The organism is Mycolicibacterium iranicum, from assembly GCF_002101705.1.
Lineage (GTDB): Bacteria > Actinomycetota > Actinomycetes > Mycobacteriales > Mycobacteriaceae > Mycobacterium > Mycobacterium iranicum.
Genome location: NZ_LQPC01000029.1, coordinates 95,533 through 119,529, shown reverse-complemented (window position 1 = coordinate 119,529; position 23,997 = coordinate 95,533). Strand labels below are relative to the sequence as shown.

The 23,997-nt window shown below is 66.8% G+C and carries 23 protein-coding genes and 1 pseudogene; 21 read left to right on the top strand and 3 right to left on the bottom strand.

Translation table 11 applies throughout. The features are described from left to right. Genes AWC12_RS13005 through AWC12_RS12970 form a run of 8 tightly spaced genes read left to right on the top strand, consistent with a single transcriptional unit; the run spans position 1 to position 7,976 of the window. Positions 1–1,005 carry an ABC transporter permease gene (locus AWC12_RS13005; protein WP_085174778.1) on the top strand — a complete coding sequence of 335 codons (1,005 nt, stop codon included), beginning with the start codon at positions 1–3 and terminating at the stop codon, positions 1,003–1,005. Continuing rightward, entirely contained in the window at positions 1,006–1,653 is a 648-nt protein-coding gene (locus AWC12_RS13000; RefSeq protein WP_085174776.1) for a cysteine hydrolase family protein, read from the top strand. Next, on the top strand, positions 1,650–3,227 hold the full coding sequence (locus AWC12_RS12995; RefSeq protein WP_085174774.1) for an ABC transporter substrate-binding protein: 1,578 nt from the start codon (positions 1,650–1,652) through the stop codon (positions 3,225–3,227). Before AWC12_RS13000 ends, AWC12_RS12995 begins: the two co-directional genes overlap by 4 nt. Continuing rightward, positions 3,227–4,063, top strand: a complete 837-nt coding sequence (locus tag AWC12_RS12990; protein ID WP_085174772.1) for an N-acyl homoserine lactonase family protein — start codon at positions 3,227–3,229, stop codon at positions 4,061–4,063. Before AWC12_RS12995 ends, AWC12_RS12990 begins: the two co-directional genes overlap by 1 nt. Then, entirely contained in the window at positions 4,060–5,454 is a 1,395-nt protein-coding gene (gene allB / locus AWC12_RS12985; protein ID WP_085174770.1) for an allantoinase AllB, read from the top strand. The genes AWC12_RS12990 and allB overlap by 4 nt, the downstream gene beginning before the upstream one ends. Further along, entirely contained in the window at positions 5,384–6,406 is a 1,023-nt protein-coding gene (gene alc, locus AWC12_RS12980; RefSeq protein WP_085174768.1) for an allantoicase, read from the top strand. Before allB ends, alc begins: the two co-directional genes overlap by 71 nt. Further along, a complete protein-coding gene (locus AWC12_RS12975; RefSeq protein WP_085174932.1) occupies positions 6,403–6,924 on the top strand; it encodes a hypothetical protein in 522 nt (173 codons plus the stop codon). The genes alc and AWC12_RS12975 overlap by 4 nt, the downstream gene beginning before the upstream one ends. Beyond that, positions 6,921–7,976 carry an isopenicillin N synthase family dioxygenase gene (locus tag AWC12_RS12970; protein WP_085174766.1) on the top strand — a complete coding sequence of 352 codons (1,056 nt, stop codon included), beginning with the start codon at positions 6,921–6,923 and terminating at the stop codon, positions 7,974–7,976. Before AWC12_RS12975 ends, AWC12_RS12970 begins: the two co-directional genes overlap by 4 nt. On the opposite strand, the gene AWC12_RS12965 is transcribed toward AWC12_RS12970, so the two are convergent. Then, positions 7,969–9,111, bottom strand: a complete 1,143-nt coding sequence (locus AWC12_RS12965) for an iron-siderophore ABC transporter substrate-binding protein (protein ID WP_234813991.1) — start codon at positions 9,109–9,111, stop codon at positions 7,969–7,971. The two genes, AWC12_RS12970 and AWC12_RS12965, sit on opposite strands and share 8 nt — an antisense overlap. 195 nt (positions 9,112–9,306) lie before the next feature. On the opposite strand from AWC12_RS12965, the gene ctaD reads away from it, so the two are divergent. Continuing rightward, entirely contained in the window at positions 9,307–11,052 is a 1,746-nt protein-coding gene (ctaD, locus tag AWC12_RS12960) for an aa3-type cytochrome oxidase subunit I (RefSeq protein ID WP_024446629.1), read from the top strand. Between the two features lie 19 nt (positions 11,053–11,071). Continuing rightward, positions 11,072–12,301: a phosphoserine phosphatase SerB gene (gene serB, locus AWC12_RS12955; protein ID WP_024446630.1), complete on the top strand. Its 1,230-nt coding sequence runs from the start codon at positions 11,072–11,074 to the stop codon at positions 12,299–12,301. 75 nt (positions 12,302–12,376) lie between these two features. Here serB and yczR read toward each other — a convergent pair whose 3' ends face one another. Further along, positions 12,377–13,819 (bottom strand): MocR-like transcription factor YczR, encoded by a 1,443-nt coding sequence (yczR, locus tag AWC12_RS12950; protein ID WP_085174762.1) that lies wholly within the window; start codon positions 13,817–13,819, stop codon positions 12,377–12,379. Positions 13,820–13,882: 63 nt separating this feature from the next. Between yczR and AWC12_RS31090 the strand changes: the two genes are divergently transcribed. Beyond that, positions 13,883–14,035: a hypothetical protein gene (locus AWC12_RS31090; RefSeq protein WP_165762804.1), complete on the top strand. Its 153-nt coding sequence runs from the start codon at positions 13,883–13,885 to the stop codon at positions 14,033–14,035. 60 nt (positions 14,036–14,095) lie between these two features. Continuing rightward, positions 14,096–14,779: a membrane protein YczE gene (gene yczE / locus AWC12_RS12945; RefSeq protein WP_234814000.1), complete on the top strand. Its 684-nt coding sequence runs from the start codon at positions 14,096–14,098 to the stop codon at positions 14,777–14,779. On the opposite strand, the pseudogene AWC12_RS12940 reads toward yczE, so the two are convergent. Next, a pseudogene (locus AWC12_RS12940) lies at positions 14,753–15,874 on the bottom strand (ROK family transcriptional regulator); the annotation flags it as partial. The gene yczE and the pseudogene AWC12_RS12940 sit on opposite strands and share 27 nt — an antisense overlap. A gap of 129 nt (positions 15,875–16,003) precedes the next feature. Here AWC12_RS12940 and AWC12_RS12935 point away from each other — a divergent pair. The 9 genes from AWC12_RS12935 to AWC12_RS12895 all read left to right on the top strand — a co-directional run bounded on the left by AWC12_RS12935 (position 16,004) and on the right by AWC12_RS12895 (position 23,991). Continuing rightward, positions 16,004–17,029, top strand: a complete 1,026-nt coding sequence (locus tag AWC12_RS12935; protein ID WP_085174758.1) for a substrate-binding domain-containing protein — start codon at positions 16,004–16,006, stop codon at positions 17,027–17,029. Further along, on the top strand, positions 17,026–18,015 hold the full coding sequence (locus tag AWC12_RS12930; protein WP_085174756.1) for an ABC transporter permease: 990 nt from the start codon (positions 17,026–17,028) through the stop codon (positions 18,013–18,015). The genes AWC12_RS12935 and AWC12_RS12930 overlap by 4 nt, the downstream gene beginning before the upstream one ends. Beyond that, positions 18,012–18,833 carry an ATP-binding cassette domain-containing protein gene (locus AWC12_RS12925; protein WP_085174754.1) on the top strand — a complete coding sequence of 274 codons (822 nt, stop codon included), beginning with the start codon at positions 18,012–18,014 and terminating at the stop codon, positions 18,831–18,833. The genes AWC12_RS12930 and AWC12_RS12925 overlap by 4 nt, the downstream gene beginning before the upstream one ends. Then, positions 18,830–19,729, top strand: a complete 900-nt coding sequence (locus AWC12_RS12920; protein ID WP_085174752.1) for a sugar phosphate isomerase/epimerase family protein — start codon at positions 18,830–18,832, stop codon at positions 19,727–19,729. The genes AWC12_RS12925 and AWC12_RS12920 overlap by 4 nt, the downstream gene beginning before the upstream one ends. Further along, on the top strand, positions 19,726–20,391 hold the full coding sequence (locus AWC12_RS12915) for a nucleoside/nucleotide kinase family protein (RefSeq protein ID WP_085174750.1): 666 nt from the start codon (positions 19,726–19,728) through the stop codon (positions 20,389–20,391). Before AWC12_RS12920 ends, AWC12_RS12915 begins: the two co-directional genes overlap by 4 nt. 46 nt (positions 20,392–20,437) lie before the next feature. Further along, on the top strand, positions 20,438–21,280 hold the full coding sequence (locus tag AWC12_RS12910) for an ABC transporter ATP-binding protein (RefSeq protein ID WP_085174748.1): 843 nt from the start codon (positions 20,438–20,440) through the stop codon (positions 21,278–21,280). A gap of 159 nt (positions 21,281–21,439) precedes the next feature. Further along, positions 21,440–22,270 (top strand): NUDIX hydrolase, encoded by an 831-nt coding sequence (locus tag AWC12_RS12905; RefSeq protein ID WP_085174746.1) that lies wholly within the window; start codon positions 21,440–21,442, stop codon positions 22,268–22,270. After that, a complete protein-coding gene (locus AWC12_RS12900) occupies positions 22,267–22,944 on the top strand; it encodes an enoyl-CoA hydratase (protein WP_024448997.1) in 678 nt (225 codons plus the stop codon). The genes AWC12_RS12905 and AWC12_RS12900 overlap by 4 nt, the downstream gene beginning before the upstream one ends. A gap of 9 nt (positions 22,945–22,953) precedes the next feature. Next, positions 22,954–23,991 (top strand): class I SAM-dependent methyltransferase, encoded by a 1,038-nt coding sequence (locus AWC12_RS12895; RefSeq protein ID WP_085174744.1) that lies wholly within the window; start codon positions 22,954–22,956, stop codon positions 23,989–23,991. Positions 23,992–23,997 lie beyond the last annotated feature (6 nt).

The following is a 23,997-nucleotide window of genomic DNA, read 5'->3' as shown; positions in this document are numbered from 1 at the left end:
ATGAAGACGTTCGTGGCGACCCGCCTTGGTGCGATGGTTTTGATCCTGATCGCGCTGACCGGCGTGATGTTCGTCCTGCAGAACATCTCCCCGCTGGATCCGGTCAAAGCGCAATTGGGAGCACAAGCCTCACAGGAAGCCGTCGCGGCGAGGCGCGAGGCTCTGGGCCTCAACGACCCTGTGCTGGTGCAATTCTGGAATTACCTGACCGGAGCCGTCACCGGCGATCTCGGCACGTCGTACCGCACCCGGCATCCTGTGCTTTCCGACCTGGGTGACTTCTTCCCGGCCACGCTCGAACTCGCGCTGTACGGAATCGCCGTGGCCATCGTGCTGGCCATCCTGCTGGCCTTCAGCACAACCCTGAAGTGGCGAGGCTCGGCGATGCTGCGTGCAGTGTTGTTCACCGGTTCGTCGGCGCCGATGTTTCTGCTCGGGATCCTGGGGCTGTTGGTGTTCTACAAGACGCTCGGTTGGGTTCCGGCCAACGGCCGCATCGGCATCGCCAACCCGCCGGACGGGCCGACCGGGCTGCTGACGGTCGACGGGCTGATCCGCGGCAGGTTCGACGTCGTCGGGGACGCCCTGCACCACCTGATCCTGCCCGCGTTCGTCATCGCGCTCGGTCCGGCGGTCGCGATCGGGCGCGTCCTGCGTAGCAGCCTGCTCGGCGACGTCGACAGCGACTATGCGAGAACTGCTCGGGCGAAGGGTCTTTCCGAATCGCAGATCATGGCGCGTCACGTCCTGCGCAACAGCGTCGGCTCCGCGTTGTCGATGACCGGGCTGCAGATCGGATTGATGTTCTCCGGCGTTCTGGTCATCGAGCAGGTGTTCGGCTGGCCAGGCATTGGCCAGTACATCGCTCAGAGCATCCCCGTCGCGGACTTCCCTGCGATCGCCGGCGTGACGCTCATGCTCGGCGCGCTCTATGTCGTCATCAACACGGTGTCGGACCTACTCCAGGCTGTCGCCGACCCCCGTATTGCACTCACAGGAGGCTAGGTGCCGAAACAACCACTGATCGTGGGCAATCCCGTCCTCGTCGTCGTCGACATCCAGGAGGGCGGCGGGATGTCCGCCGACGACGCGGGCATCCCGGTGATGCCCGGCCACGCCGAGCGCGTCGAGCGAGCCGAGCGGCTGGTCGCCGCTGCCCGAGCGGCGAACGTCCCCATCGTGTTCTTCCAGGAGGTGCACCGCCCCAGCGGCATCGACTTCGGCAGGGAACTCGACGGCACCGAGGGGGTGCACTGCGTCGAGGGCGGCCCCGGAACCGCACTGGAAGCCACGCTGCGCCCCAACCTCGACGGTCCCAACCACGAGTTCCACATCGTCAAGCGTCGCTACTCCGGTTTCATCGGAACAGATTTCGAGATCGTGCTCTCCGGGTTGAAGGCGTCGACGCTGATCCTGATCGGTGGCCTCACCGATGTGTGCGTGCACTACACCTTCGCCGATGCCCACCAGCGTGACTTCTACGTCCGCGTGGTTGCCGATTGCGTCGGAGGTTCGTCGCAATACCGCCACGACGCTGCGCTCGACGCGATGGAGTACCTGCAGACCGGTGCCATGCGCACGACCGACGAGATCCTCGACGCGTTCTCCGCGATCGGTTCCACCACCACCGCCCTCGAAGGAGCCTCCCTATGACCAGATTCCGTCTCCTGGCGGCGGTCGGGGCCGTCGCAGCGCTGACGCTGAGCGCCTGTAGCGGTTCGGATTCCGCGACCACCACACCGAACGCGGCGCCGACCGACAAGGTGTTGCACCTGTCGTTCCTGCAGGACCCGGGACAACCACCGGACCCCGACATCTTCTACGCGGGACAAGGTCTGCTACTGACCACCAACATCTACGAGGGACTGCTGCAGTACAAAGCGGGCACTGAAAAACCGGAACTCGAGCCGCTCCTGGCAACCGAGTGGACGGCGTCCCCGGACAACAGGGTGTTCACCTTCACGTTGCGCGAAGGGGTGACATTCCACGACGGCACCCCGTTCACGTCGGCAGCGGTCAAGGCATCGTTCGACCGGCGGCTGGCCGTCAACCAAGGCCCCGCGTACATGGTCAGCGACGTGGAATCGGTGACCACGCAGGGGGATTACGGCGTCACCATCACCCTGAAGGCACCCAACTCGGCATTCCTGGACTATCTGGCATGCCCCTACGGTCCGAGGATGCTCAGCCCGGAGGGGTTGGCCAAGAATGCCGGTACCGACAACGCCCAGACCTACCTGACCAATCACGACCTTGGCACCGGACCGTACACATTGACCGCGGCCGAGGTGGGATCGAAGTACTCGCTCCAGGCCTACCCCGGGTACTGGGGCGACAAGCCGTATTTCGAGAAGGTCGAAATCCCGGTCATCACCGATGTTTCCGCCCAGCAGCTGCAGTTCAACAACGGTCAGCTCGCGGCGATCCTGCACGATCTGCCGTCGTCAGCCGTCCAGTCGTACCTGGACAACGACGCATTCGCCAAGTATTCGCTGCCGACGATGATGTCGAACTATCTCTACCTCAACCCGCACAAGGGCATGCTCACCGACGCGACGAACCGCAAGGCGGTGCTGCAGGCGATCAACGTCGACGAGCTGGTCAAGCAGACCTACTTCGGTCGCGGTGAAGTGGCCGACCAGCTCTACCCGGCCAACATGATCGCCAGCGATCTCGCGGTCCAGAACGTCACCCACGACCCCTCGGTGTTGTCGGGCATCGTGGGTGGGCTGCCCGCCGACCAGAAAGCCGTGACGGTCGGCTACGACTCAAGCAACCCGGACAACCAACTGGTCAGCAACCTGATCCAGACACAGCTGGCAGCGGCGGGCTTGACCGCCACCGTGCAGAGTTACCCGACGTCGCAGATCTATGAGTGGATCGGCGGAGACGGAATGGATGCGCCTGACGTGCTCACACTGCTGGCATGGCCGGACGCTCCGTCCCCTTACACGTGGGGGCATATCTCCTGGGATCCCGACGGCGGACTGAACTACCTCGGATGCTCGGCGCCTCCCATCACCGCAGCATTGGCCCGGGGCCTGGAAACCGGTGATGCACAGGCCTTCTCGGAGGCGGCGGCCGCCGCTGCGGACACCGGATGCTGGCTCAACGTCGCCAACGTCGACGACTTCGTGGTGGCCCAGCCGTGGCTCAAGGGCGTGGAGGAAGGTCACGTGGTGACGAACCCGAACTCACTGCGGCTGGCGGGACTTTCGGTCGGCTGATGGCGACGCTGGTCCGCAAGAGTGGAGTGCGCCGGATCGTCCTGCTGACGCTGGGTTGGGAGGACTTGCCGAAATCTGTGTCCGTGCACGGAGCCTCTGCCGAACGGCGGATGCGGGAACCGGTACCCGGTGTGCTGCTGCAGACCGACGGCGGCTGGGTGCTGCTCGACACGGGCTTCAACACCGCCCTCATCCGGGACCCGTATCTGCGCCGCCGGTACTTCCCGAGTGTGGAGTACCAGCCCGTCCTGCCGGGGCCGGGGGAGCCGATCGAGGAGTCGCTGGCCGAGATCGGAGTCGACGTCGACGACATCCATCTCGTGGCGGTGTCCCATCTGCACGTCGACCATGCAGGCGGGCTGAAGCTGTTCGCCGGCAGAGTCCCGGTGCACGCCCAGCGCAGAGAGCTCGAATACGGTCTGTCGAACCATCCAGAGCCGGAGCGGCATGCGATCTTCCGTGTCGACTTCGACGATCCGAGGATCGACTGGCGGCTCGCCGACGGCGAAGCAGAAGTGGCACCGGGCATCATCGCCGTTCCCACCTATGGTCACACGCCGGGTCACCAGAGCTTCGTCGTCGAACTCGACGAATCCGTCGCAGGTGACGGAGCCGCCGGGTACGTGTTCGCCTTCGACGCCGCCGACCTCACCGAGAACATCGAGCAGGAACTCGCGATCGGGGGGTTCATCGACGTCGAGCCCGAGGAGACGATCGAGCCGATCCGGCGCCTGAAGAAATTGGCGCACGACAAAGGTTTTCCGCTGATCCCCGGTCACGATCCGCACGTCTGGCCGGAGATGACGCAGCACTTCCGCGATCGGTTCACCGAGTGACGGACCTCGTGCTGCGTGGTGATCGTGTGTTGGTCGACGGGCAAGTACGCCCGGCGTCCGTCGCCGTCGTCGATGGTGTCATCGCCGCGCTCGGTGAGCGCGACGCCGACCACGGTGACACCGAGGAGATCGACCTACCGCCGCAGGCAGTTCTGCTGCCGGGGTTCATCGACAGCCATGTCCACATCAACGAACCGGGCACCGACTGGGAAGGGTTCGCGACAGCCACTGCCGCCGCTGCCGCGGCCGGAATCACGACGCTGGTCGACATGCCTCTCGACTGTGACCCCGTGACGACCAGCGTCTCGGCGCTGGAGACGAAGACAATGGCAGCACAGAACCAGTGCGTGGTCGACGTCGCCTATTGGGCCGGCGTGGTACCCGGCAACATCGGTAATCTCGCAGAGCTTGCCGAAGCCGGCGTCGCGGGATTCAAGTGTTTTCTCACCGATTCGGGCAACCCCGACTTCGGTCACCTGTCATCTGACGAGCTAAGCACCGCGATGGCCGAGATCGCGGAGCTGCGATCGGTACTGCTGGTTCACGCCGAGAGCCACGACGTCATCGAAAGCAGCCGGCCGCCGGGCGGTTCCGGCTACGCCTCGTTCCTGGCTTCGCGCCCGGATACGGCCGAAGTAAAAGCGGTGCGCCTGGTCGTGGACTCGGCGCGCGAGTGCGGGGTGCGCGTCCACATCGTGCACGTCTCGAGCGCCCGCGTACTGCCGATCATCGCGGATGCCAGAGCATCCGGCGTGACCGTCACCGCCGAGACCTGTCCTCACTACCTCACGTTCACCGCAGAGGACGTCCCCGACGGCGGCACCGAGTTCGCGTCGTGCCCGCCGATCCGCCCCGCGAACAACCGCGACCTGCTGTGGGACGGACTTTCCGAGGGGACGCTCGACATGGTGGTGTCAGACCACTCGCCGTGCGCACCCGAACTCAAAGGCGGCGGCGACTTCGGCGCCGCGTTCGGCGGCATCAGCTCGCTGCAGCTCGGCCCTCGTGTGCTGTGGACTCAGGCGCAGGCCCGCGGGTTCGGCCTGCCCGATCTCAGCCGCTGGATGTCTGCGCGGCCTGCTGCGCTGGCCGGTTTCACCGACCGGGGCGCCATCCGCGCCGGGATGCGCGCCGACCTGTGCACGTTCGAGCCCGACACGCACGAGATGGTGCGCGGGAGCGACCTGCTCCACCGGCATGACGTCACGACTTATGAAGGAATGCCGTTGCGCGGCAGGGTCCTCCAGACCTGGGTGCGGGTCGGAGCGTATACGAACACCGCAGCCACTGGCCGATCTTGCCCGCGCTGGGGCCGATCTCATGACGCCGACAGCCGGCGTCGATCTCGCGTCCCGCATGCTCGGCGGCAGCGTCGTCGCGGCAAGCGATGAATCGTTCGGGTTCAAGGAGCGACTCGTCGACCCGGCCGAACCGGCGTTCGTTCCCGGCACCTACGACCTTCGCGGTGAGGTCGTCGACGGGTGGGAGACCCGCAGACATGCCGGACCCGACGGTGACTGGGTGATCGTGCGCCTGGGCGCGCCCGGACGGATCACCGCCGTAGACGTCGACACCCGGTTCTTCTCGGGGAACCAGCCGACGGCATGCCGCGTGGAGGCATGCGTCCTCGACCGCACTACGACACCCTGCGGGCCGGGTGTCGAATGGACCGAACTCGTTGGTAACGCGGCGCTGAAAGACAACGCGCACAATGTTTTCGAGGTGGACGACAGGCGCCGCTGGACCCATGTCCGGTTGCGGCTGGCCTCCGACGGCGGCGTGGCGCGCCTGCGTGTCTACGGCACGGTGGTCCCTGACCCGGCGGACTGGGAGGACGTCACCGTCGAGGTGTCCGGGCTCGAACAGGGCGGCCGGGTCGAATGGTGCAGCGACAGCTTCTTTTCGCACGCGTGCTCGGTGATCTCGCCCGACCGGCCGCGCAACATGGGCGATGGCTGGGAGACACGCAGACGCCGTGACATCGGCCCCGACACCCACGATGCGGTCATCATCTCCTTCGGCGTACCCGCCGACCTGCTGCGGATCGAGGTCGACACGTCCTACTTCGTGTTCAATTCCTCGCTCGCGGTGTCTGTGCTCGGGAGCCGATGCCATCCCGACGGCCGGCACGGCTGGGCGATGGTGCCGTTCGATGTTCCGATACTGGAGAAGACGACACTGGTGGCCGATGCCCGCCAACTGTTCCGGGTGAACGCCACCGGCATCACGGCGCTCAGGGTCGCGGCGTATCCGGACGGGGGCATCGCGCGGATACGGGCGTTGGGCAGGCCGACGGCCGAGGGCGTCGCGCTGATGCAGCGCCGGTGGAGGCGGTCCACATGACGGTACGAGCGTCGGACTGCGTCGGTTTGTGGCGCCGCACCCTCCTGGTAGAGGCGGACGGCTCCCGGGACACCGGAACCGACGTGACGTGGTTGCAGGGCGTCACGGCGTTCGTCGACTCACGCGGCTTCGCCGGCACATTGCGCGACGACGGCGGCGTCTTCGAGTGGCGACGCACCATCGACCTCACACCGGCCACCGAGCCGGACATCGGTGAGATGCGCTGGGAACAAGGCACTCTGGTGGAGACAGGGGTGCACGCCGATTACGTCGAGCACTGGGTCCGCGACGGTGCGGAGCGCAGGCCCTGCTGGGCCGTTTTCCTGACCGCGCCTGATGGTGGGCCCGGCCTGTTGTTGCGTGTGGGTGCGCGATTCGGGTTCGCCGGTGCAGGCGCGGTGGTAGTGGGCGAAGTCGGCGGGCGCGAATGGGATGGCATCGACGCCGCAGCCGATACTGTGCGCGCCAACGGTGTGCTCTGGACAGTCGACAGACGCGAGGGAGTCGCGGAACCATGAGTGGCGCAACATCTTTCACTTCTATTCCGGTGATCGACATCAGCGGTCTCCGCTCGGCGGTGGCCACCGACCGTGATCGGGTCGCCGAGGAGATCGGACGTGCGGCGCGGGACGTCGGCTTCTTCTACGTCAGCGGCACCGGGATCGACGACGGTCTGTTCGAACAGCTGCTGGACGCGACGAAGCGGTTCTTCGCGCTGCCGCTGGAAGAGAAGATGCGGACATACATCGGGCTGTCGCGATGCCACCGCGGGTACGTTCCCGTCGGTGAGGAGGGTGTCGAGACCGGAACCCCGGACGTCAAAGAAGCCTTCGACACGGCGCTGGACCTGCCCGCCGACGACCCCGACCATCTCGCGGGCAATCCGATGCTCGGCCCGAACACCTGGCCGGACCTGCCCGGTTTCGCCGACGCGGTCACGGCCTACTACCACGCCGTGCTCGACGTCGGTCATCAGCTGCTGCGCGCGTTCGCGGTGGCGCTCGGCGAGGACCCCGACGTGTTCTCCCGGCACGCCACCAAGACACCGAGCCAATTGCGGCTCGTCCACTATCCGTACAACCCCGACGCCGAAGATGTCCTGGGCATCGGCGCCCACACCGATTACGAGTGCTTCACGTTGCTCAAACCGACCGCCCCCGGATTGGAGGTCCTCAACGGGTCGGGGGAGTGGATCGACGTGCCGCCCGTCGAGGGCACCTACGTCGTCAACATCGGTGACCTGCTCGAGCTGTGGACCAACGGGACGTTCGTTGCGACGAGCCACCGCGTCCGCAAGGTCGTCGAGGAGCGTTACTCGTTCCCGCTGTTCTTCAACGTCGACTACGACACCGAGGTCAGACCGCTGCCGCAGTTCGTCCCCGCCGGTGCACCGCGACGTCCCGCCTTGCGCGCCGGGGAGCATCTGTTCGCTCAGACCGCGCAGACGTTCCGCTATCTACGCGACCGCGTCGAGTCCGGCGAACTCGTCCTGCCCGACGGCTCGCTGCAGACCGGCCAGTTCGGTCAGCAAGCAATCCATGGTGTCGTGGGTGGCGACCGCGTCAGTTGATCGGGGAGTTCAACCAGCGCAGGTCGGCGAGAATGCCCCTGGCGGCGACGATTCCCTCACCGGTCTGCCACACCTCGTTGTTCATCGCGAACACGCGATCGTCGCGGGTGGCCGACAACTTCTTCCATGCGTCGCTGTCCATCACCTTGGGCGCGCGCTCGCGCGCGGCCGCGGTCGCGAACGACACGTACACGATGTCGCCCTCGGCCGCCGAGAAGTCGGGGGAGTCGCCCAGGTCTTCGTCGGAGATGCCGATCTCGATATAGGGCTTGTCGGTGAATCGTTGTGCGAAAGGACGATCGACGCCCACATCGGCGAGGACACTCCCGGCGAAGTTGTCGGTACCGAATACCCGCATCGTGGTGTCGGTGAGTTGCACGACCGACGCCTGGAAGTGAGTTGCGTCGTTGTCCACCCCGGTCCTGTCGGCAGCACGGTCGAATTCCTCGATCAGCGCATCGGCGGCCTCCCGCCGACCGGTGGCCTCGCCGACCGTGCGCAGGTTGTCTTTCCACCCAGCCCCCGGCGCACCGCCGAACACGGTCGGGGCGATCTCCGACAGGGCCGGATACTGCTCGGGCGTCAGCGTCACCGAACCGAGGATGAGGTCGGGGTCGGCTTCGCGGATCGCCTGGAGGTCGGGATCGGTCCGGCTGCCGGCTGAGGGCAGCTCGTGCACGACGCCGCCCAGATAGGACGGCTGCGCGTCGGAGCCGTCGGGGACGGCGGCGGCGACGATGCGCGACTGAAGACCGAGCGCGCACAGGGCGTCCACCTGGTCGCCGGAGAGCGCCACGATCCGCTGCGGATCGGCACGAACCGTCGCCGTCTCCGGGATGGGCGGTGAGACCCCGTGACCGGTCGCATTGCGCACGGTGCGGTCGGGTGGTCCGTCATCGAGCCGCGCGGGCTCGGGCGCACACGATTCGTCGGGCCTGCGGTCGTTGCCGAGCACGCCGGCGCCTGCAATGCGCGTCGTACTGGTGATGACCGAACCGCCGCCGGAGCCCGAACCGGGGGCGTCCGCAGAGGAGCCGCAACCGTTGAGGGCGATGACGAGGACAGCGGTGCCAAGCGCTGCCGATCCTGCAGACCGGGAGATCCGATGGCCCGCCCGCGCTCCCCTGAACAGCACGCGCCGACCGTAACATCCTGTCGCTTCGCAGCAGCTCAACGCGTGTCGTGACATCACGCCGGCATCAATTACGACAGTTTGTAGGACCACCGCGACCTGAGGTAGATCAGGGGGCTAGGATTCAAAGGAACTCGTCGGCTCGTCGACGGCTCAATCCGGGTAACCGGTCAGTGTTACGGAAGGTTGGAGGACCAGTTGGTAGCCGAAGCGCCCCCAATCGGTGAGCTCGAAGCCCGTCGCCCCTTCCCGGCGCGGATCGGCCCCAAGGGCAACCTGATCTACAAGCTGATCACCACGACCGATCACAAGCTGATCGGCATCATGTACTGCGTCGCCTGCTTCGCCTTCTTCCTGATCGGCGGGCTGATGGCGCTGTTCATCAGGACCGAGCTGGCCGCGCCGGGCCTGCAGTTCCTGTCCAACGAGCAGTACAACCAGCTGTTCACCATGCACGGCACGGTGATGCTGCTGTTCTATGCCACCCCCATCGTCTTCGGATTCGCGAACCTGGTGCTGCCGCTGCAGATCGGCGCCCCCGACGTCGCGTTCCCGCGCCTCAACGCATTCTCGTTCTGGCTCTTCCTCTTCGGCGCGCTCATCGCCACCGCCGGCTTCATCACTCCGGGCGGCGCCGCCGACTTCGGCTGGACGGCCTACTCACCGCTGACCGACGCGATCCACTCGCCCGGCCCCGGCGGCGACCTGTGGATCATGGGTCTGGCCGTCGGTGGTCTCGGCACCATCCTTGGCGGCGTCAACATGATCACCACCGTGGTCTGCATGCGCGCACCCGGTATGACGATGTTCCGGATGCCGATCTTCACCTGGAACATCCTGGTGACCTCGATCCTGGTGCTGCTGGCCTTCCCGCTGCTGACCGCCGCCCTGTTCGGCCTGGCTGCCGACCGCCACCTCGGTGCGCACGTCTATGACCCCGCGAACGGCGGTGTGCTGCTGTGGCAGCACTTGTTCTGGTTCTTCGGGCACCCCGAGGTGTACATCATCGCGCTGCCGTTCTTCGGCATCGTCTCGGAGATCTTCCCGGTGTTCAGCCGCAAGCCGATCTTCGGCTACACCACGCTGATCTACGCCACCCTCGGCATCGCGGCGCTGTCGGTCGCGGTGTGGGCGCACCACATGTACGCCACCGGTGCGGTTCTGCTGCCCTTCTTCAGTTTCATGACGTTCCTGATCGCCGTCCCGACCGGCATCAAGTTCTTCAACTGGATCGGCACGATGTGGAAAGGCCAGTTGACGTTCGAGACACCGATGTTGTTCTCGGTCGGCTTCATCGCGACGTTCCTGCTCGGTGGCCTGTCGGGCGTGCTGCTGGCCAGCCCGCCGCTGGATTTCCACGTCACCGACAGCTACTTCGTCATCGCGCACTTCCACTACGTGCTGTTCGGCACCATCGTGTTCGCCACCTACGCGGGCATCTACTTCTGGTTCCCGAAGATGACGGGCCGCCTGCTCGACGAGCGCCTCGGCAAGGTGCACTTCTGGCTGACCTTCATCGGCTTCCACACCACCTTCCTGGTGCAGCACTGGCTCGGTGACGAAGGCATGCCGCGCCGCTATGCGGACTACCTGCCCAGCGACGGGTTCACGACACTCAACGTGATCTCGACGGTCGGTGCGTTCATCCTCGGCGTCTCGACACTGCCGTTCCTGTGGAACGTGTTCAAGAGCTGGCGCTACGGCGAGGTCGTCACGGTCGACGACCCGTGGGGCTACGGCAACTCGCTGGAGTGGGCCACCAGTTGCCCGCCGCCGCGGCACAACTTCACCGAGCTGCCTCGCATCCGTTCGGAGCGGCCCGCGTTCGAACTGCACTATCCCCACATGGTCGAGCGGATGCGCCGCGAGGCCCACGTGGGTCGTGCCCACGGTCCCGAAGACGGCGACGTGACACGGCTCGACGACGAGAACGTCCGCACCTGACGCCGGGCGGTTCACGGGGGTGACAACGTCGAGGGTGTCGGTTCTGATCACCGTCACCGGTCGCGATAAGCCAGGTGTCACGTCTGCCCTCTTCGAGGTGCTCGCGGGCCACGACGTGGAACTTCTCAACGTCGAACAGGTCGTCGTTCGTGGCCGGCTGACGCTCGGAGTCCTCGTCGCAGGCCCCGCCGGGGTCGCAGGCGGCACCGCACTGCGCGACGAAGTGCAGAAGGCGATCTGGAACGTCGGCCTCGACGTGACCATCGAGGGCAGCGATCACCTACCGGTGCTCCGAGATCCGTCCACGCACACCATCGTCGTGTTGGGCAGGCCGATCACCGCCGGCGCGTTCGGAGTGGTCGCGCGGGAAGCCGCAAAGCTGGGCGTCAACATCGACACCATCCGCGGGGTCTCCGACTATCCGGTGACCGGCCTGGAGCTCCGGGTGTCCGTTCCCCCGGGTGTTTACCGCGAGCTGCAGGCAATACTCGCGCGGGTCGCCGTCGAGGAAAGCGTCGACATCGCGGTCGAGGACTACAGCCTGTCACGGCGAGCCAAGCGGCTCATTGTCTTCGATGTCGACTCCACGCTGATCCAGGGCGAGGTGATCGAGATGCTGGCCGCGCACGCCGGCGCCGAGGCCGCCGTCGCCGAGGTGACCGAGGCCGCGATGCGCGGCGAACTCGACTTCGCCGAGTCGCTGCACCGCCGCGTGGCGACCCTCGAAGGCCTGCCCGCCGAGGTCGTCGACGAGGTGGCCGACCAGGTGGAGCTGACCCCGGGTGCGCGTACGACCATCCGGACCCTGCGGCGTCTGGGCTATCACTGCGGCGTGGTCTCCGGCGGTTTCCGGCAGGTGATCCAGCCGCTGGCCGAAGACCTCATGCTCGACTACGTCGCCGCGAACCACCTCGAGATCGTCGACGGCAAGCTGACGGGACGGGTGGTCGGACCGATCATCGACCGGCCCGGAAAAGCCAAGGCCCTCCGCGATTTCGCGGCTCAGGTGGGGGTGCCGATGGAGCAGACGGTGGCCGTCGGCGACGGCGCCAACGACATCGACATGCTCGCCGCGGCGGGACTGGGGGTGGCGTTCAACGCCAAGCCCGCGCTGCGCGAAGTGGCGGATGCCTCGCTGAGCCACCCGTACCTGGACACCGTGCTGTTCATCCTCGGGGTGACGCGTGGCGAGATCGAGGCGGCCGACGCGCTCGACGGTGTCGTGCGTCGAGTCGACATCCCGGACTGATCTCCCGCCGAAACTGCATTCCGCGCGGTGTTTTCGCGGGGTGGGCCGCGTGGAATGCAGTTTCGGCGGAGGTTGTCACACGACGACGGTGGTTGGTTCCGGGGCGGTGAGGCCCGTGACGCTGCGCCACGCGCGCGCGAGCAGTTCGATGGCTTCGACGAGCCGATCGTCGGGCAGCGTGAACGGCACCCGGATGAAGCGCTCGAGTGTTCCGTCGAGTCCGAACCGCGGGCCGGGCGGGATCTCCAAGCCCATCCGGGACGCGGCAGCCGACAACGCAGAGCTCATCGGCGCAGGCAGCCGCACCCACAGCGACAGCCCGCCCTTGCCGGGCACGGGCTCCCAGTCCGGCAGATGCTGATCCAACAGTCGCAGCAGCAGAGCACGTCGCGATCGCAGAATGTCGCGCCGTTCGGGCAACACCTCGTCTTCCGCGGCGAGAAGGCTTGCGGCAGCGATCTGTTCGACGATGGGGGTGCCCATGTCTATCGCCGGTCGCAGCGCACCGATCGTCGCCAGCGTGCTGCGGTCCGCACGGATCCAGCCGATCCGCAACCCGCCCCAGAAGGACTTCGACATCGAGCCCACCGTCATCACGAGGTCCCGCCGTGCCGTCACGACCGATGCGAACGGTGGCGGCACCTCCTCGTCGAGCCACATGTCGGTGATGGTCTCGTCGACGATGGTGCGGGTGCGGTTCTCACTGATGATCTGCGCCAACCGTTTCCGGTCCGCAACCGGCATCGTCATCCCGGTCGGGTTGTGATTGTCGGGAATCAGATAGGCCAGATTGGGCGTGAGCTGACGGATGGCGGCTTCCACCGCGTCGATCTCCCAACCGTCGGGGGCCAGCGCCACAGGCACGGGTCGAACGCCGCGGTTGGCCATCGCGGCGAGCGCGCCGTGATAGGTGGGCTGTTCGACGAGCACCCTGTCGTCGGGCTGGGTGTAAGTCGCCAGGATCAGCCCGATCGCGTGCAGCGCGCCCGTCGTCACCATGATCTCGTCAGGGTCCGTGGGAAGGCCACGCGCACAATATCTTTCCGCGATGGCCGAGCGCAGTGCGGGAACGCCGGTCAGCTCGATGCCGATATCGTGAAGATACGGCGTGACCTGTTCGGCGGCGTCGGCGAACGAGCGCGCGAGCGCAGCCGCGGGTCCGGCCAGGGTGGCGGCGGCGAGATTGGCCGCGGTGGACGTGAGGCGGACGGGCGCCACCGGCGCGACGGGCAGCGCGGTTGTGCTGCGCGCGCCGCGGCGGGCGTTGAGATATCCGTCGTCGCGTAATTGCGTGTAGGCGGCGGTGACGGTGGTGCGGGACACCCGCAGCGCGTCGGCGAGCGCGCGCTCGCTCGGCAGCCGCGCGCCCACGGGCAGCCGCCCGTCGATGATCAACAGGCGGATCGCATCGGAGAGGCCGATGTAGGCGGGCCCGCTGCGACTGGACGTCCGCCAGTTGCCGAGCTCGCGGACCATAAGGTCCACATCGAGCGATCTGGTAGCCAGTGCTTCGGTCATTGCGGCCAGTATCGCCCAACTGGATATTGAAGGGCAAGCCACTTCGAGAAGATCATTGGCTTTATGAGTCACTGGATATCTCGATTGGCACACCGACTGGCCGATCTCTACTACATGCCGCCAATGGGCGGCATGCTCGACGACCGCGACGCCGACGCCCGCCGCGTGCGCAGCGAGCTCGACGCCATCCGCATGCACTTCCCGGATCACGCGTAATTGTCCGGGCTGACGCGCACACTGGCGCTGCTTACCGGACTCTCGGGATATGGCCTGTCGATGGCGATGATGGTCCGAAGTGGCCTGGGACTGGACCCATGGGACGTCTTCCATCAAGGCCTGGCGCTGAGGACCGGGATGACGATCGGACTGGCCTCCGCGGTGGTCGGCGTAGCAGTCCTGCTGGCCTGGATCCCGTTGCGGAACCGGCCCGGCATCGGCACCGTTGCCAACGTCGTCGTCATCGCGGTCACCGTCGATCTTGCGCTGTGGCTTCTGCCCACGCCGGCATCCATGACGGTGCGAATCGCGCTGATGCTGGGCGCGGTGGTGCTGAATGCGTTCAGCACGGTCCTCTACATCGGCGCCGGCCTCGGCCCGGGGCCACGCGACGGGCTGATGACCGGGCTGGTCGTGCGCACCGGAAGGTCGGTTCGGTTGGTGCGCACCACGATCGAGGTCTCGGTACTCACCGTGGGCTGGCTCCTCGGCGGGACGGTCGGCATCGGCACGGTCGTGTATGCGTTCGGCATCGGGCCGCTGGTGCAGTTGTTCGTCCGGCTGACGCCCGACCGACTACTCGCGGTGAGTGGATGGGCCCGCGTGGATTCAGCCCAGCGAGGCGTCGATGCGGCGTGCGTCGAAGATGTGATCGGTCAGCATGCTCGTGAGCCCCACCGTGCCGGATCGGTCACCCAGTCGTGCGGGGACGATCTGCAGGCGACGGGTGGCCAGGGGCAGTGACCTCGCATAAACACTCTCGCGAATGCCCGCCATCAAGGTGGGAGTGCGCGCGGCCAGTTCGCCGCCCACGACCACGACAGACGGATTGAGCAGGCTCACCGCGTCGGACAGGGCGACGCCGATGAATCGGCCGGCCCGCCGAACGAGGCTGACCGCCAACGGATCTCCCGATTCGATGAGCCGCGCGACATCAGCGACGGCAGAGACCTCGCGGCCGCCGGCGCGGAGGTCGCGCATGAGTGCCCAGCCGCCGCCGTAAGCCTCGATGCATCCGGTGTTGCCGCAACGGCAGACCGGCTGCGGCTCGACGGTCTCCTCCGGCGGACTGATCTGGATGTGCCCGATATCGCCGGCCGCTCCGTCCGCGCCCCGGTAGATGAGTCCCTGCGCGATGATGCCCGCGCCGATGCCGGTGGCGACCTTGACCATGACCAGGGAGTCGCTGTCGGCGAAGTGGGCCGTGTGCTCGCCCAGCGTCATCGCGTTGGCGTCATTGTCCACGAGAACCGGACAGCCGAACTTCCCGGCGAACCAGGACCGGATGGGGTAGCCGTCCCAGCCGGTCATGATGGGCGGGCTCACCACTGTTGCGCTGGCGAAATCGACCGGGCCCGGCAGCGCGATCCCGATGCCGCGCACGAAATCCGCGGTGATGTCCGCCGCGTCCAGAAGTTCGGTGAACAAATTCTCGACGGCGCGCAACCATGGCTCCGGCCCGATGGTGATGTCGAGCACTTCACGAGCTTCCCGGGAGACCTGACCGCGCAGATCGGTGACCGCGACGCGCACCCCGGTCGCGCCCGCGTCGGCCAACAGCAGCGCGCCCTGGTCTGCGCGAAAGTAGAAGTGGCTCGGCGGGCGGCCGCGGGCCGATGTCGTCTGGCCGCTGGAGATCCATCCGGCCGCCTGCAGGGTGTCGAGCCTGGCGGCCACAGTGCTGCGGGATAGACGTGTCTTGTCGATGATGTCGGCCCTGCTCAAGCCTCCGGCGCGCCGGATGAGGTTCAGGACGTCGCCCACCGATCCGGTGCCCGGTGCGGAATCGTGCGACCCGGCTTCTGCCTCGACGGAACCCGTCTTGAGCACGCCATCCATGCCTCGTCCCTCCTCGTGGGACTCCTTTTTACCAGAAACCTTCCTCTTTTTGCTTGACAATAGACATATATATGAACTTCACTAGTCCGAAATAGAGACCACGTCGGTCTGCTCGCAGAGGAGAGGCACATGTCACATTCCATTTCCAAGGGTCGCGGAGCCGTCCTGGTGGCAACGGCCGGCGTGATGGCGCTGACTCTCGGCGCGTGTTCGGGCTCCACATCGAGCAGCGGTGGGTCGGGTCAGTTCGCCGCCGTGGTCAAGGGTCTGGACAATCCGTTCTTCCAGAGCATGGAATCCGGGATCAACGATCAGGCCTCCGACAGTGGAGTCGAGGTCACGGTTCAGGCCGCCACCTCCATCACCGACACCACCGGTCAGGCGGACAAGCTCAACGGGCTTGCGGGACAGAACTTCTCGTGCTTCATTGTCAACCCCATCACCGGCACCAACCTGGTGCAGGGCATTGCTTCGCTGTCGGCCAAGAACATCCCGATCGTCAACATCGACAGCCCGATCGACGCCGACGCCGCCACGGCAGCCAACGCCAAGATCGCGACCTACATCGGCACCGACAACAACGACGCGGGGGCGCAAGCCGCGGCCGAAATGGGCAAGCTGCTTCCGGGCGGAGGCACCGTCGCGCTGATCGGCGGCACGTCGGGGGACGTCACCTCCGCCGCGCGTCTCGACGGATTCACCGCAGCGGTGCCCCCAAACATCACCATCGTCGCAACGGTGGCCGCCGACTGGGAGCGCCAGATGGCCCTGACCCGGGCCACCGACCTGATGACCGCCAATCCGACGCTCAGCGCGTTCTTCGTCGCCAACGACGACATGGGGCTCGGCGTGGCGCAGGCGATCGCCAACAAGGGCATGACCGGCAAAATCAAGGTGATCAGCGTCGACGGCAACAAGGAAGCCTTCGAGGCTGTCAAGACCGGCGGCATCGACGCGGTCGTGGCGCAATTCCCCTACGTCATCGGCGCCATGGGCGTGGAGGCCTGCAAGGCTGCAGCCGCCGGAAAGGAATTGCCGGCCAACGTCAAAGCCCCGGTTCAGGTCGTCACCAAGGCCAACGTGGACGACGCACTGGCTTCGGCGCCCAAGCCGGCCGCACCGTACGACGATCCGTTCGCGGAGCTGGCCAAGTGACCGCCGCGGTCGTCGCCGATCCGCAGACCTCCGGCCGCAGCGGCAGGGAGCGTGCCGGCTGGCGAGCCGTCCTTGACCCGTCCAACCTCGCCACCTGGGCAGCACCCATCGCGCTGCTCGTCCTGGCCGTCGTGTTCCAGATCCTCAACCCGACATTCCTGAGCCTGGGCAACCTGCAGTCGATGCTGACCTCGGCGGCCATTCTCATCGTGCTCGCGATAGGGCAGACCTTCGTCGTCGCCACCGCAGGCATCGACCTGTCGATCGCATCGGCGATGACGCTGTCGGCGGTGGTGTTCGGGGTGGTGTTCGACACCGGACTTCTGGCCGCCGTGGTGGCTGCCGTCCTGACGGGCGTCGCGGTCGGTGCCATCAACGGTCTGCTCGTATCCCGCGGCAGGATAACCGATTTCATCGTCACCCTCGGCATGCTGTCGGCAGCCTCGGGCGCGGCGCTGATTCTCGCCGACGGCAAACCCAAGACGATCATCAGCGGACCGCTGCTGCAGCTGTCGACCGGCACCGTCTGGATCTTCGGCTACAGCTTCCTCATCGCCATCGCGTTGGCAGCTCTGGCGCACGTGGTGCTGTTCCACACGCGATTCGGCACCCACGTGCTGGCCACCGGCGGCAACACCGAAGCGGCCGCCGCGACCGGCGTGGCGACGGCGCGGATCAAGACGGCGGTCTACATCGTCGCCGGCAGCTCGGCAGGGATCGCCGCTGTGCTTCTGGTAGCCAGGGTCGGTGCCGCCGAACCGGCATCCAACACATCATTTCTGCTGAATTCGGTGGCCGCAGTGGTGCTCGGTGGGGTGAGCCTGTTCGGGGGGCGGGCCACCATAGCCGGTCCGGTGGTGGGCGCGCTCCTGCTGACCGCTCTGGTCAACGGCCTGACGCTGATGGGTGTCGCCCAGTTCTATCAACCGCTGTCGGTCGGCATCGTCGTGGTCGCCGCAGCCTTCCTGACGAGGTTCCAGAAATGACACAGGCCGCCGCGCGGCGTCCGCTCGCCGAGGACGTCCCCGACGACGCCCTGCTGAAAATCGTTGATGTGACATTGTCTTTCGGTCAGGTGCGCGCTCTTCGTGGGGTGACCGTGCATGCTCGCCGAGGCGAGGTGACAGCCATTGTCGGCGACAACGGCGCCGGAAAGTCGACGTTGATCCGTTGCGTGAGCGGTGTGCACACCCCCGACTCGGGCACCATCACCTTCGACGGCCAAACGGTGAACTTCCGCTCTCCACACGACGCCCGCGAGGCGGGCATCGAGACCGTGCATCAGAACCTGGCCCTCGTGGAAGACCTCACGGTGTGGCAGAACCTGTTCCTCAACCGCGAAATCATAAGGAAGCTAGGGCCTTTCGGCATTCTCAACCGACGCGCGATGCGCGCCGAGGCCGACCGCATGGTGTCCGGCCTCGCGGTCAACGTCCCTGCTGTCGAATCCCGGGTGCGACGACTCTCCGGCGGACAGCGGCAGGCCGTATCGATTTGCCGGGCAGCGGGATTCACCTCGAAGTTGATCATCATGGACGAGCCGACCGCCGCGCTGGGTGTGCAGGAGACCGCGAAGGTGGAGGAGCTGATCACCCGGCTGCGCGGCGAAGGCCACGCCATCGTGCTGATCAGCCACAACTTCGACCAGGTGCTGCGGCTGTCCGACGCGGTATGGATCATGCGTGCCGGCCACTGTGTGGCGGGACGGCGCACCGCCGACACCAACGGCGACGAGATCGTCGGGCTGATCACCGGCGCACGACCTGGCGATCATTCCCCGGCTTTGCAAGGAGAGAATCGATGACCCCGACCACCGACGTTCCCAACCCGATCGGCGTCCATGCGCTGGTATGGGTGGGCGACACCGGACCTGCCAGCGTGCAGACCGCGATCGAGCAGACCGTCAAAGCGGGCTACGACCTGTTGGAGTTCTCGCTGCACGACGCCGTCAGCATCGACCGGTCCAAGACCCGGGAACTGTTGACGGCCAACGGAATATCGGCCGCCTGCTCGCGTGGACTCGCGAAGGACGCCGACATTTCCAGCGAAGACCCCCAGGTGGTTGCGCGCGGAGCGGCGCTGCTGCGCGAGTCTCTCGCGGTCACCCGCGACATCGGCGCCACAGTGTTGACCGGGGCGCTCTACAGCGCCTTCGGCAAGGCGACGCAGCCGCTGACCGCTCGGGGCCGCGCCAACATCGTTGCTGTGCTTCGCGATCTGGCCGCCGAAGCCGAGCCGACGGGCGTCACGTTGGGACTGGAGATCTGCAACCGCTACGAGACCAACGTCGTCAACACCGCCCGCGACTGCCTGCGGCTCGCCGATGACATCGGCGCCGACAACGTCGTCGTCCACCTCGACACCTATCACATGAACATCGAGGAGGACGATTTCGCGACCCCGGTGCGCGAGTGCGGCGACCGCCTCGGCTATGTCCACATCGGGGAAAGCCACCGTGGCTACCTCGGTTCCGGAAACATCGACTTCGACGAGTTTTTCGGGGCGCTTGCCGACATCGGCTACCGCGGACCGGTGACCTTCGAGTCGTTCTCCTCGGCTGTGGTGGCCCCCGGGTTGTCCAACGACCTCGCGATCTGGCGCAATCTCTGGGACGACGGCGAAGACCTGGCCGCCCACGCCCGGCGGTTCGTGCACGACGGCCTCAGAAATGCGCAGGCCCTCACCGGCGCGCGGGGATGAGCGCAGAGGACACGCTCGATCGCCTCGTTGACGACGCCATCGCGCTGGCCGACCGTGCCCCACGCGCAGTTCTCGGAATCGCGGGGAGCCCGGGAACGGGCAAGTCCACGCTCGTCGAATGCCTGTTGGCGCGCATCGCGCAGCGCAGGGGTTCGGGATGGGCGGCCCACGTGCCGATGGACGGATTTCACCTGGCCGACGCCCAGCTGCGCCGTCTGGGCACGCTCGACCGTAAGGGCGCGCCGGAGACGTTCGACCCGGCGGGATATGCACACCTGCTGGAACGGGTGCGGGACGAGACCCAGACCGAGGTCTACGTCCCCGGCTTCGATCGCGACCTGGAGCAGCCGCTGGCCGCCGCACTGGTGGTGCTCCCCGGCGTCCGCCTGGTGATCACCGAGGGCAATTACCTGCTGCTCGACACCGAACCGTGGGCGCGGGCGCGGCGCGCGATGGATCGCGTGTGGTTCGTGGAGTCCGCCGAGTCGTTGCGCCTGGACCGCCTCGTCGCTCGTCACGTCGAATTCGGCAAACCTCCCGGCGCCGCACGAGCGTGGGTGGCCGACGTCGACCAGGTCAACGCGGCTCTGGTGTCGCCGACGGCGCGGGCCGCCGACCGAGTGATCCTCAACGGCGCGGCAGGCTGGGCGATTTCAGGGTGAACGAGCGCGGGGGTGCCCGCCGAACCCGGCTGACTACGATGGGCGGGTGCCTGTCGAGGAAGAAGAAGCAGCCGACCCCGACCTGCTGATCGACTTCGCGAAGGTCAGTCTGCGCCGCAACGGCCGGGTCCTTGTCGGACCCGTGACATGGTCGGTCGAACTCGACGAGCGCTGGGTGGTGATCGGTCCCAACGGGGCGGGCAAGACCTCGCTGCTGCGCATGGCCGCGGCCATGGAACATCCGTCGTCGGGCACTGCCTACGTGCTCGGTGAACGGCTCGGCCGGGTCGACATGTCCGAGTTGCGGTCCCGTGTCGGCCTGAGTAGCGCCGCCCTATCGCAGCGCGTTCCCGACGACGAGGTGGTGCGCGACCTCGTCGTGTCCGCCGGCTACGCCGTGATGGGCCGCTGGCGGGAGCGCTACGACGACGTCGACTACGAGCAGGCGATCGACATGCTGGAAAGCGTCGGAGCCGAACACCTCGCCGAGCGCACCTACGGCACCCTGTCCGAGGGTGAACGCAAGCGGGTGCTGATCGCGCGATCCCTGATGACCGATCCCGAGTTGCTGCTGCTCGACGAACCCGCGGCCGGCCTCGACCTGGGTGGCCGCGAAGAGCTCGTCGCCCGCATGAGCGACCTCGCCGCCGACCCGGACGCGCCGGCCCTGGTGCTGGTCACTCACCACGTCGAAGAGATTCCGCCGGGGTTCTCCCACTGCCTGATCCTGTCGGAGGGCAGGGTGGTCGACGCCGGTCTCCTGACCGATGTGCTCACCGCCGAGAATCTCTCCACGGCTTTCGGTCAGTCCATCGCCCTCGATGTGCTCGACGGACGCTACTTCGCGCGGCGGGTCCGAAGCCGCGCGGCGCACAGGAGGCGTGCATGACCACCGACGAGCGCTTGCGCGAGGAGCAGATATGACCGACGAGCGCTTGCGCGAGGAGCCGACATGACCGACGAGCGCTTGCGCGAGGAGCAGATATGACCGACGAGCGCTTGCGCGAGGAGCAGACATGACCGACGAGCGCTTGCGCGAGGAGCAGACATGACCGCAGATCCCCTGGTTCCGCGGCCCGCTGCGACTGTGATGCTGGTGCGCGATACGCCAGAAGGCATCAAGGTCTTCCTGATGCGCAGGCACGCGGCGATGGACTTCGTCGCCGGCGTCATGGTCTTCCCCGGTGGAGGCGTCGACGACCGTGACCGCAACGCCGACGTCGCCTGGCACGGACCCGACCGGACGTGGTGGGCGCAACGCTTCGGTGTCGACGAAGAACTCGCCGAGGCGCTGGTGTGCGCCGCAGCCAGGGAGACCTTCGAGGAGTCAGGCGTGCTGTTCGCAGGCCCGGCCGACGACCCGGACCTGCTGGTCGACGACGCATCGGTGTACCGCGAGCAGCGCGCCGCGCTGGAGAACAAATCGCTGTCCTTCGGGGAGTTCCTGCGCTCGGAGAAGCTCGTGTTGCGGACGGACCTGCTGCGGCCCTGGGCGAATTGGGTGACCCCGAAAGAGGAGCGCACCCGGCGCTACGACACGTATTTCTTCGTGGGTGCGCTGCCGCAGGGGCAGCGGGCCGACGGGGACAACACCGAGACCGACAAGGCCGACTGGGTGACCCCGCAAGCCGCGCTCGATGACTTCGCCGAGGGCCGCAGCTTCCTGTTGCCTCCGACGTGGACCCAGCTCGACGCACTCAACGGACGCACCGTCGCCGAGGTACTGGCGGTGGAACGCAAGATTGTGGCGATCGAACCGTCCCTGGAGGCCAAGAACGGCGGCAACTGGGAGATCGAGTTCTTCAACAGCGACCGCTACAACGAGGCGCGCGACAGGCGCGCGCCACAGGGATACACCGACGGGGCTCCGCTCACGTGAGGGAGTTCGTCGCCGTCATTGTCAATGAGGAAGGCGTCCACCCCGAGGTCAGTGCCGGGCGCGGTGTCGCAACACTGCTCCTGTCGCGGCCGCCCACCAACACCCTGACCCGTCAGGTTTACCGCGAGCTCACCGAGGCGGCGGCCGAGATCGGCGCCCGCGACGACATCGCCGCCGTCATCGTGTTCGGTGGTCACGAGATCTTCTCTGCAGGCGAGGACATGCCTGAGCTGCAGACCCTCACGCCCGACGAGGCCGCGGTGGCGGCGCGCGCCTGTCAGGAAGCGATCCAGGCGTTGACGGATATCCCGAAGCCCACCGTCGCCGCGATCACCGGCTACGCGCTCGGCGCAGGCCTGACGCTGGCCCTGTCCGCCGACTGGCGGGTCAGCGGCGACAACGTCAAGTTCGGCGCGACAGAGATCCTTGCGGGTTTGGCGCCGGTGGGTGACGGGGCGGGCCGGCTGGCCGATGTCGTCGGTGAGAGCAAAGCCAAGGACCTGGTGTTCAGCGGACGGTTCGTCGACGCGCGGGAGGCCCTGGAGCTCGGACTGATCGACGAGATGGTGGCTCCCGACGGTGTATACGACGCCGCGCTCGCCTGGGCGAAGCGCTTCGTGGACTATCCGCCGCAGGTGCTGGCTGCGGCGAAAGCATCGTTTGCAAGACGTTAGGCTGCCCTGATGACGGAAACGAAGGAACCAGGCGTCCACCCTGATGTCGCCGTCCCGGCTCCGAACCCTGATGTCGCCGTCCCGGCTCCGACGCCGCACGCGACCAAGGAACAGGTTGAAGCCGCGATGCACGACACGAAGCTGGCCCAGGTCCTCTATCACGACTGGGAGGCCGAGACCTACGACGAGAAGTGGTCGATCTCCTACGACCAGCGCTGCGTCGACTACGCCCGTGGACGATTCGACGCCGCGGTGCCCGACGAGGTCCAGCGTGAGCTGCCCTACGACCGGGCGCTGGAGCTCGGGTGCGGCACTGGCTTCTTTCTGCTCAACCTCATCCAGGCCGGCGTCGCCCGGCGGGGTTCGGTGACCGACCTGTCGCCGGGCATGGTCAAGGTGGCTACCCGCAACGGTCAATCGCTGGGGCTGGACATCGACGGTCGCGTCGCCGACGCCGAGGGCATCCCCTACGAGGACAACGCGTTCGACCTCGTGGTCGGCCATGCGGTCCTGCACCACATCCCCGATGTCGAACTGTCGTTGCGTGAGGTCGTGCGGGTGCTCAAGCCGGGCGGTCGCTTCGTGTTCGCCGGTGAACCGACGACGGTCGGAAACCGCTACGCCCGTGAGCTTTCCACCCTGACGTGGCATGCGGCGACCAACATCACGAAACTGCCACTGCTGGCCGACTGGCGCCGCCCGCAAGCCGAGCTCGACGAATCGTCGCGCGCCGCTGCTCTGGAGGCGGTCGTCGATCTGCACACGTTCGATCCCGCCGACCTCGAGAGAATGGCGAGCAACGCGGGCGCCATCGAGGTGCGCACCGCCAGCGAGGAATTCACCGCGGCGATGCTGGGCTGGCCGATCCGCACGTTCGAGGCGGCTGTTCCGCCGGGACGATTGGGTTGGGGCTGGGCGAAATTCGCGTTCGGCAGCTGGATGACGCTGTCGTGGGTGGACGCCAACGTCTTGCGCCGGGTGGTCCCGAAGGGCTGGTTTTACAACGTGATGGTGACGGGGGTCAAGCCGGAGGCTGAGAAGTCGTAGCCTTCG

Coding starts and splice junctions, on each gene's coding strand:
- AWC12_RS12970 (WP_085174766.1), top strand. CDS start 6,921: ATGAGTGGCGCAACATCTTTCACTTCTATTCCGGTGATCGACATCAGC.
- AWC12_RS12995 (WP_085174774.1), top strand. CDS start 1,650: ATGACCAGATTCCGTCTCCTGGCGGCGGTCGGGGCCGTCGCAGCGCTG.
- AWC12_RS12935 (WP_085174758.1), top strand. CDS start 16,004: ATGTCACATTCCATTTCCAAGGGTCGCGGAGCCGTCCTGGTGGCAACG.
- AWC12_RS12925 (WP_085174754.1), top strand. CDS start 18,012: ATGACACAGGCCGCCGCGCGGCGTCCGCTCGCCGAGGACGTCCCCGAC.
- AWC12_RS31090 (WP_165762804.1), top strand. CDS start 13,883: ATGAGTCACTGGATATCTCGATTGGCACACCGACTGGCCGATCTCTAC.
- AWC12_RS12905 (WP_085174746.1), top strand. CDS start 21,440: ATGACCGCAGATCCCCTGGTTCCGCGGCCCGCTGCGACTGTGATGCTG.
- AWC12_RS12990 (WP_085174772.1), top strand. CDS start 3,227: ATGGCGACGCTGGTCCGCAAGAGTGGAGTGCGCCGGATCGTCCTGCTG.
- AWC12_RS12915 (WP_085174750.1), top strand. CDS start 19,726: ATGAGCGCAGAGGACACGCTCGATCGCCTCGTTGACGACGCCATCGCG.
- yczE (WP_234814000.1), top strand. CDS start 14,096: ATGGCGATGATGGTCCGAAGTGGCCTGGGACTGGACCCATGGGACGTC.
- AWC12_RS13005 (WP_085174778.1), top strand. CDS start 1: ATGAAGACGTTCGTGGCGACCCGCCTTGGTGCGATGGTTTTGATCCTG.
- AWC12_RS12920 (WP_085174752.1), top strand. CDS start 18,830: ATGACCCCGACCACCGACGTTCCCAACCCGATCGGCGTCCATGCGCTG.
- AWC12_RS12895 (WP_085174744.1), top strand. CDS start 22,954: ATGACGGAAACGAAGGAACCAGGCGTCCACCCTGATGTCGCCGTCCCG.
- AWC12_RS12975 (WP_085174932.1), top strand. CDS start 6,403: ATGACGGTACGAGCGTCGGACTGCGTCGGTTTGTGGCGCCGCACCCTC.
- alc (WP_085174768.1), top strand. CDS start 5,384: ATGACGCCGACAGCCGGCGTCGATCTCGCGTCCCGCATGCTCGGCGGC.
- yczR (WP_085174762.1), bottom strand. CDS start 13,819: ATGACCGAAGCACTGGCTACCAGATCGCTCGATGTGGACCTTATGGTC.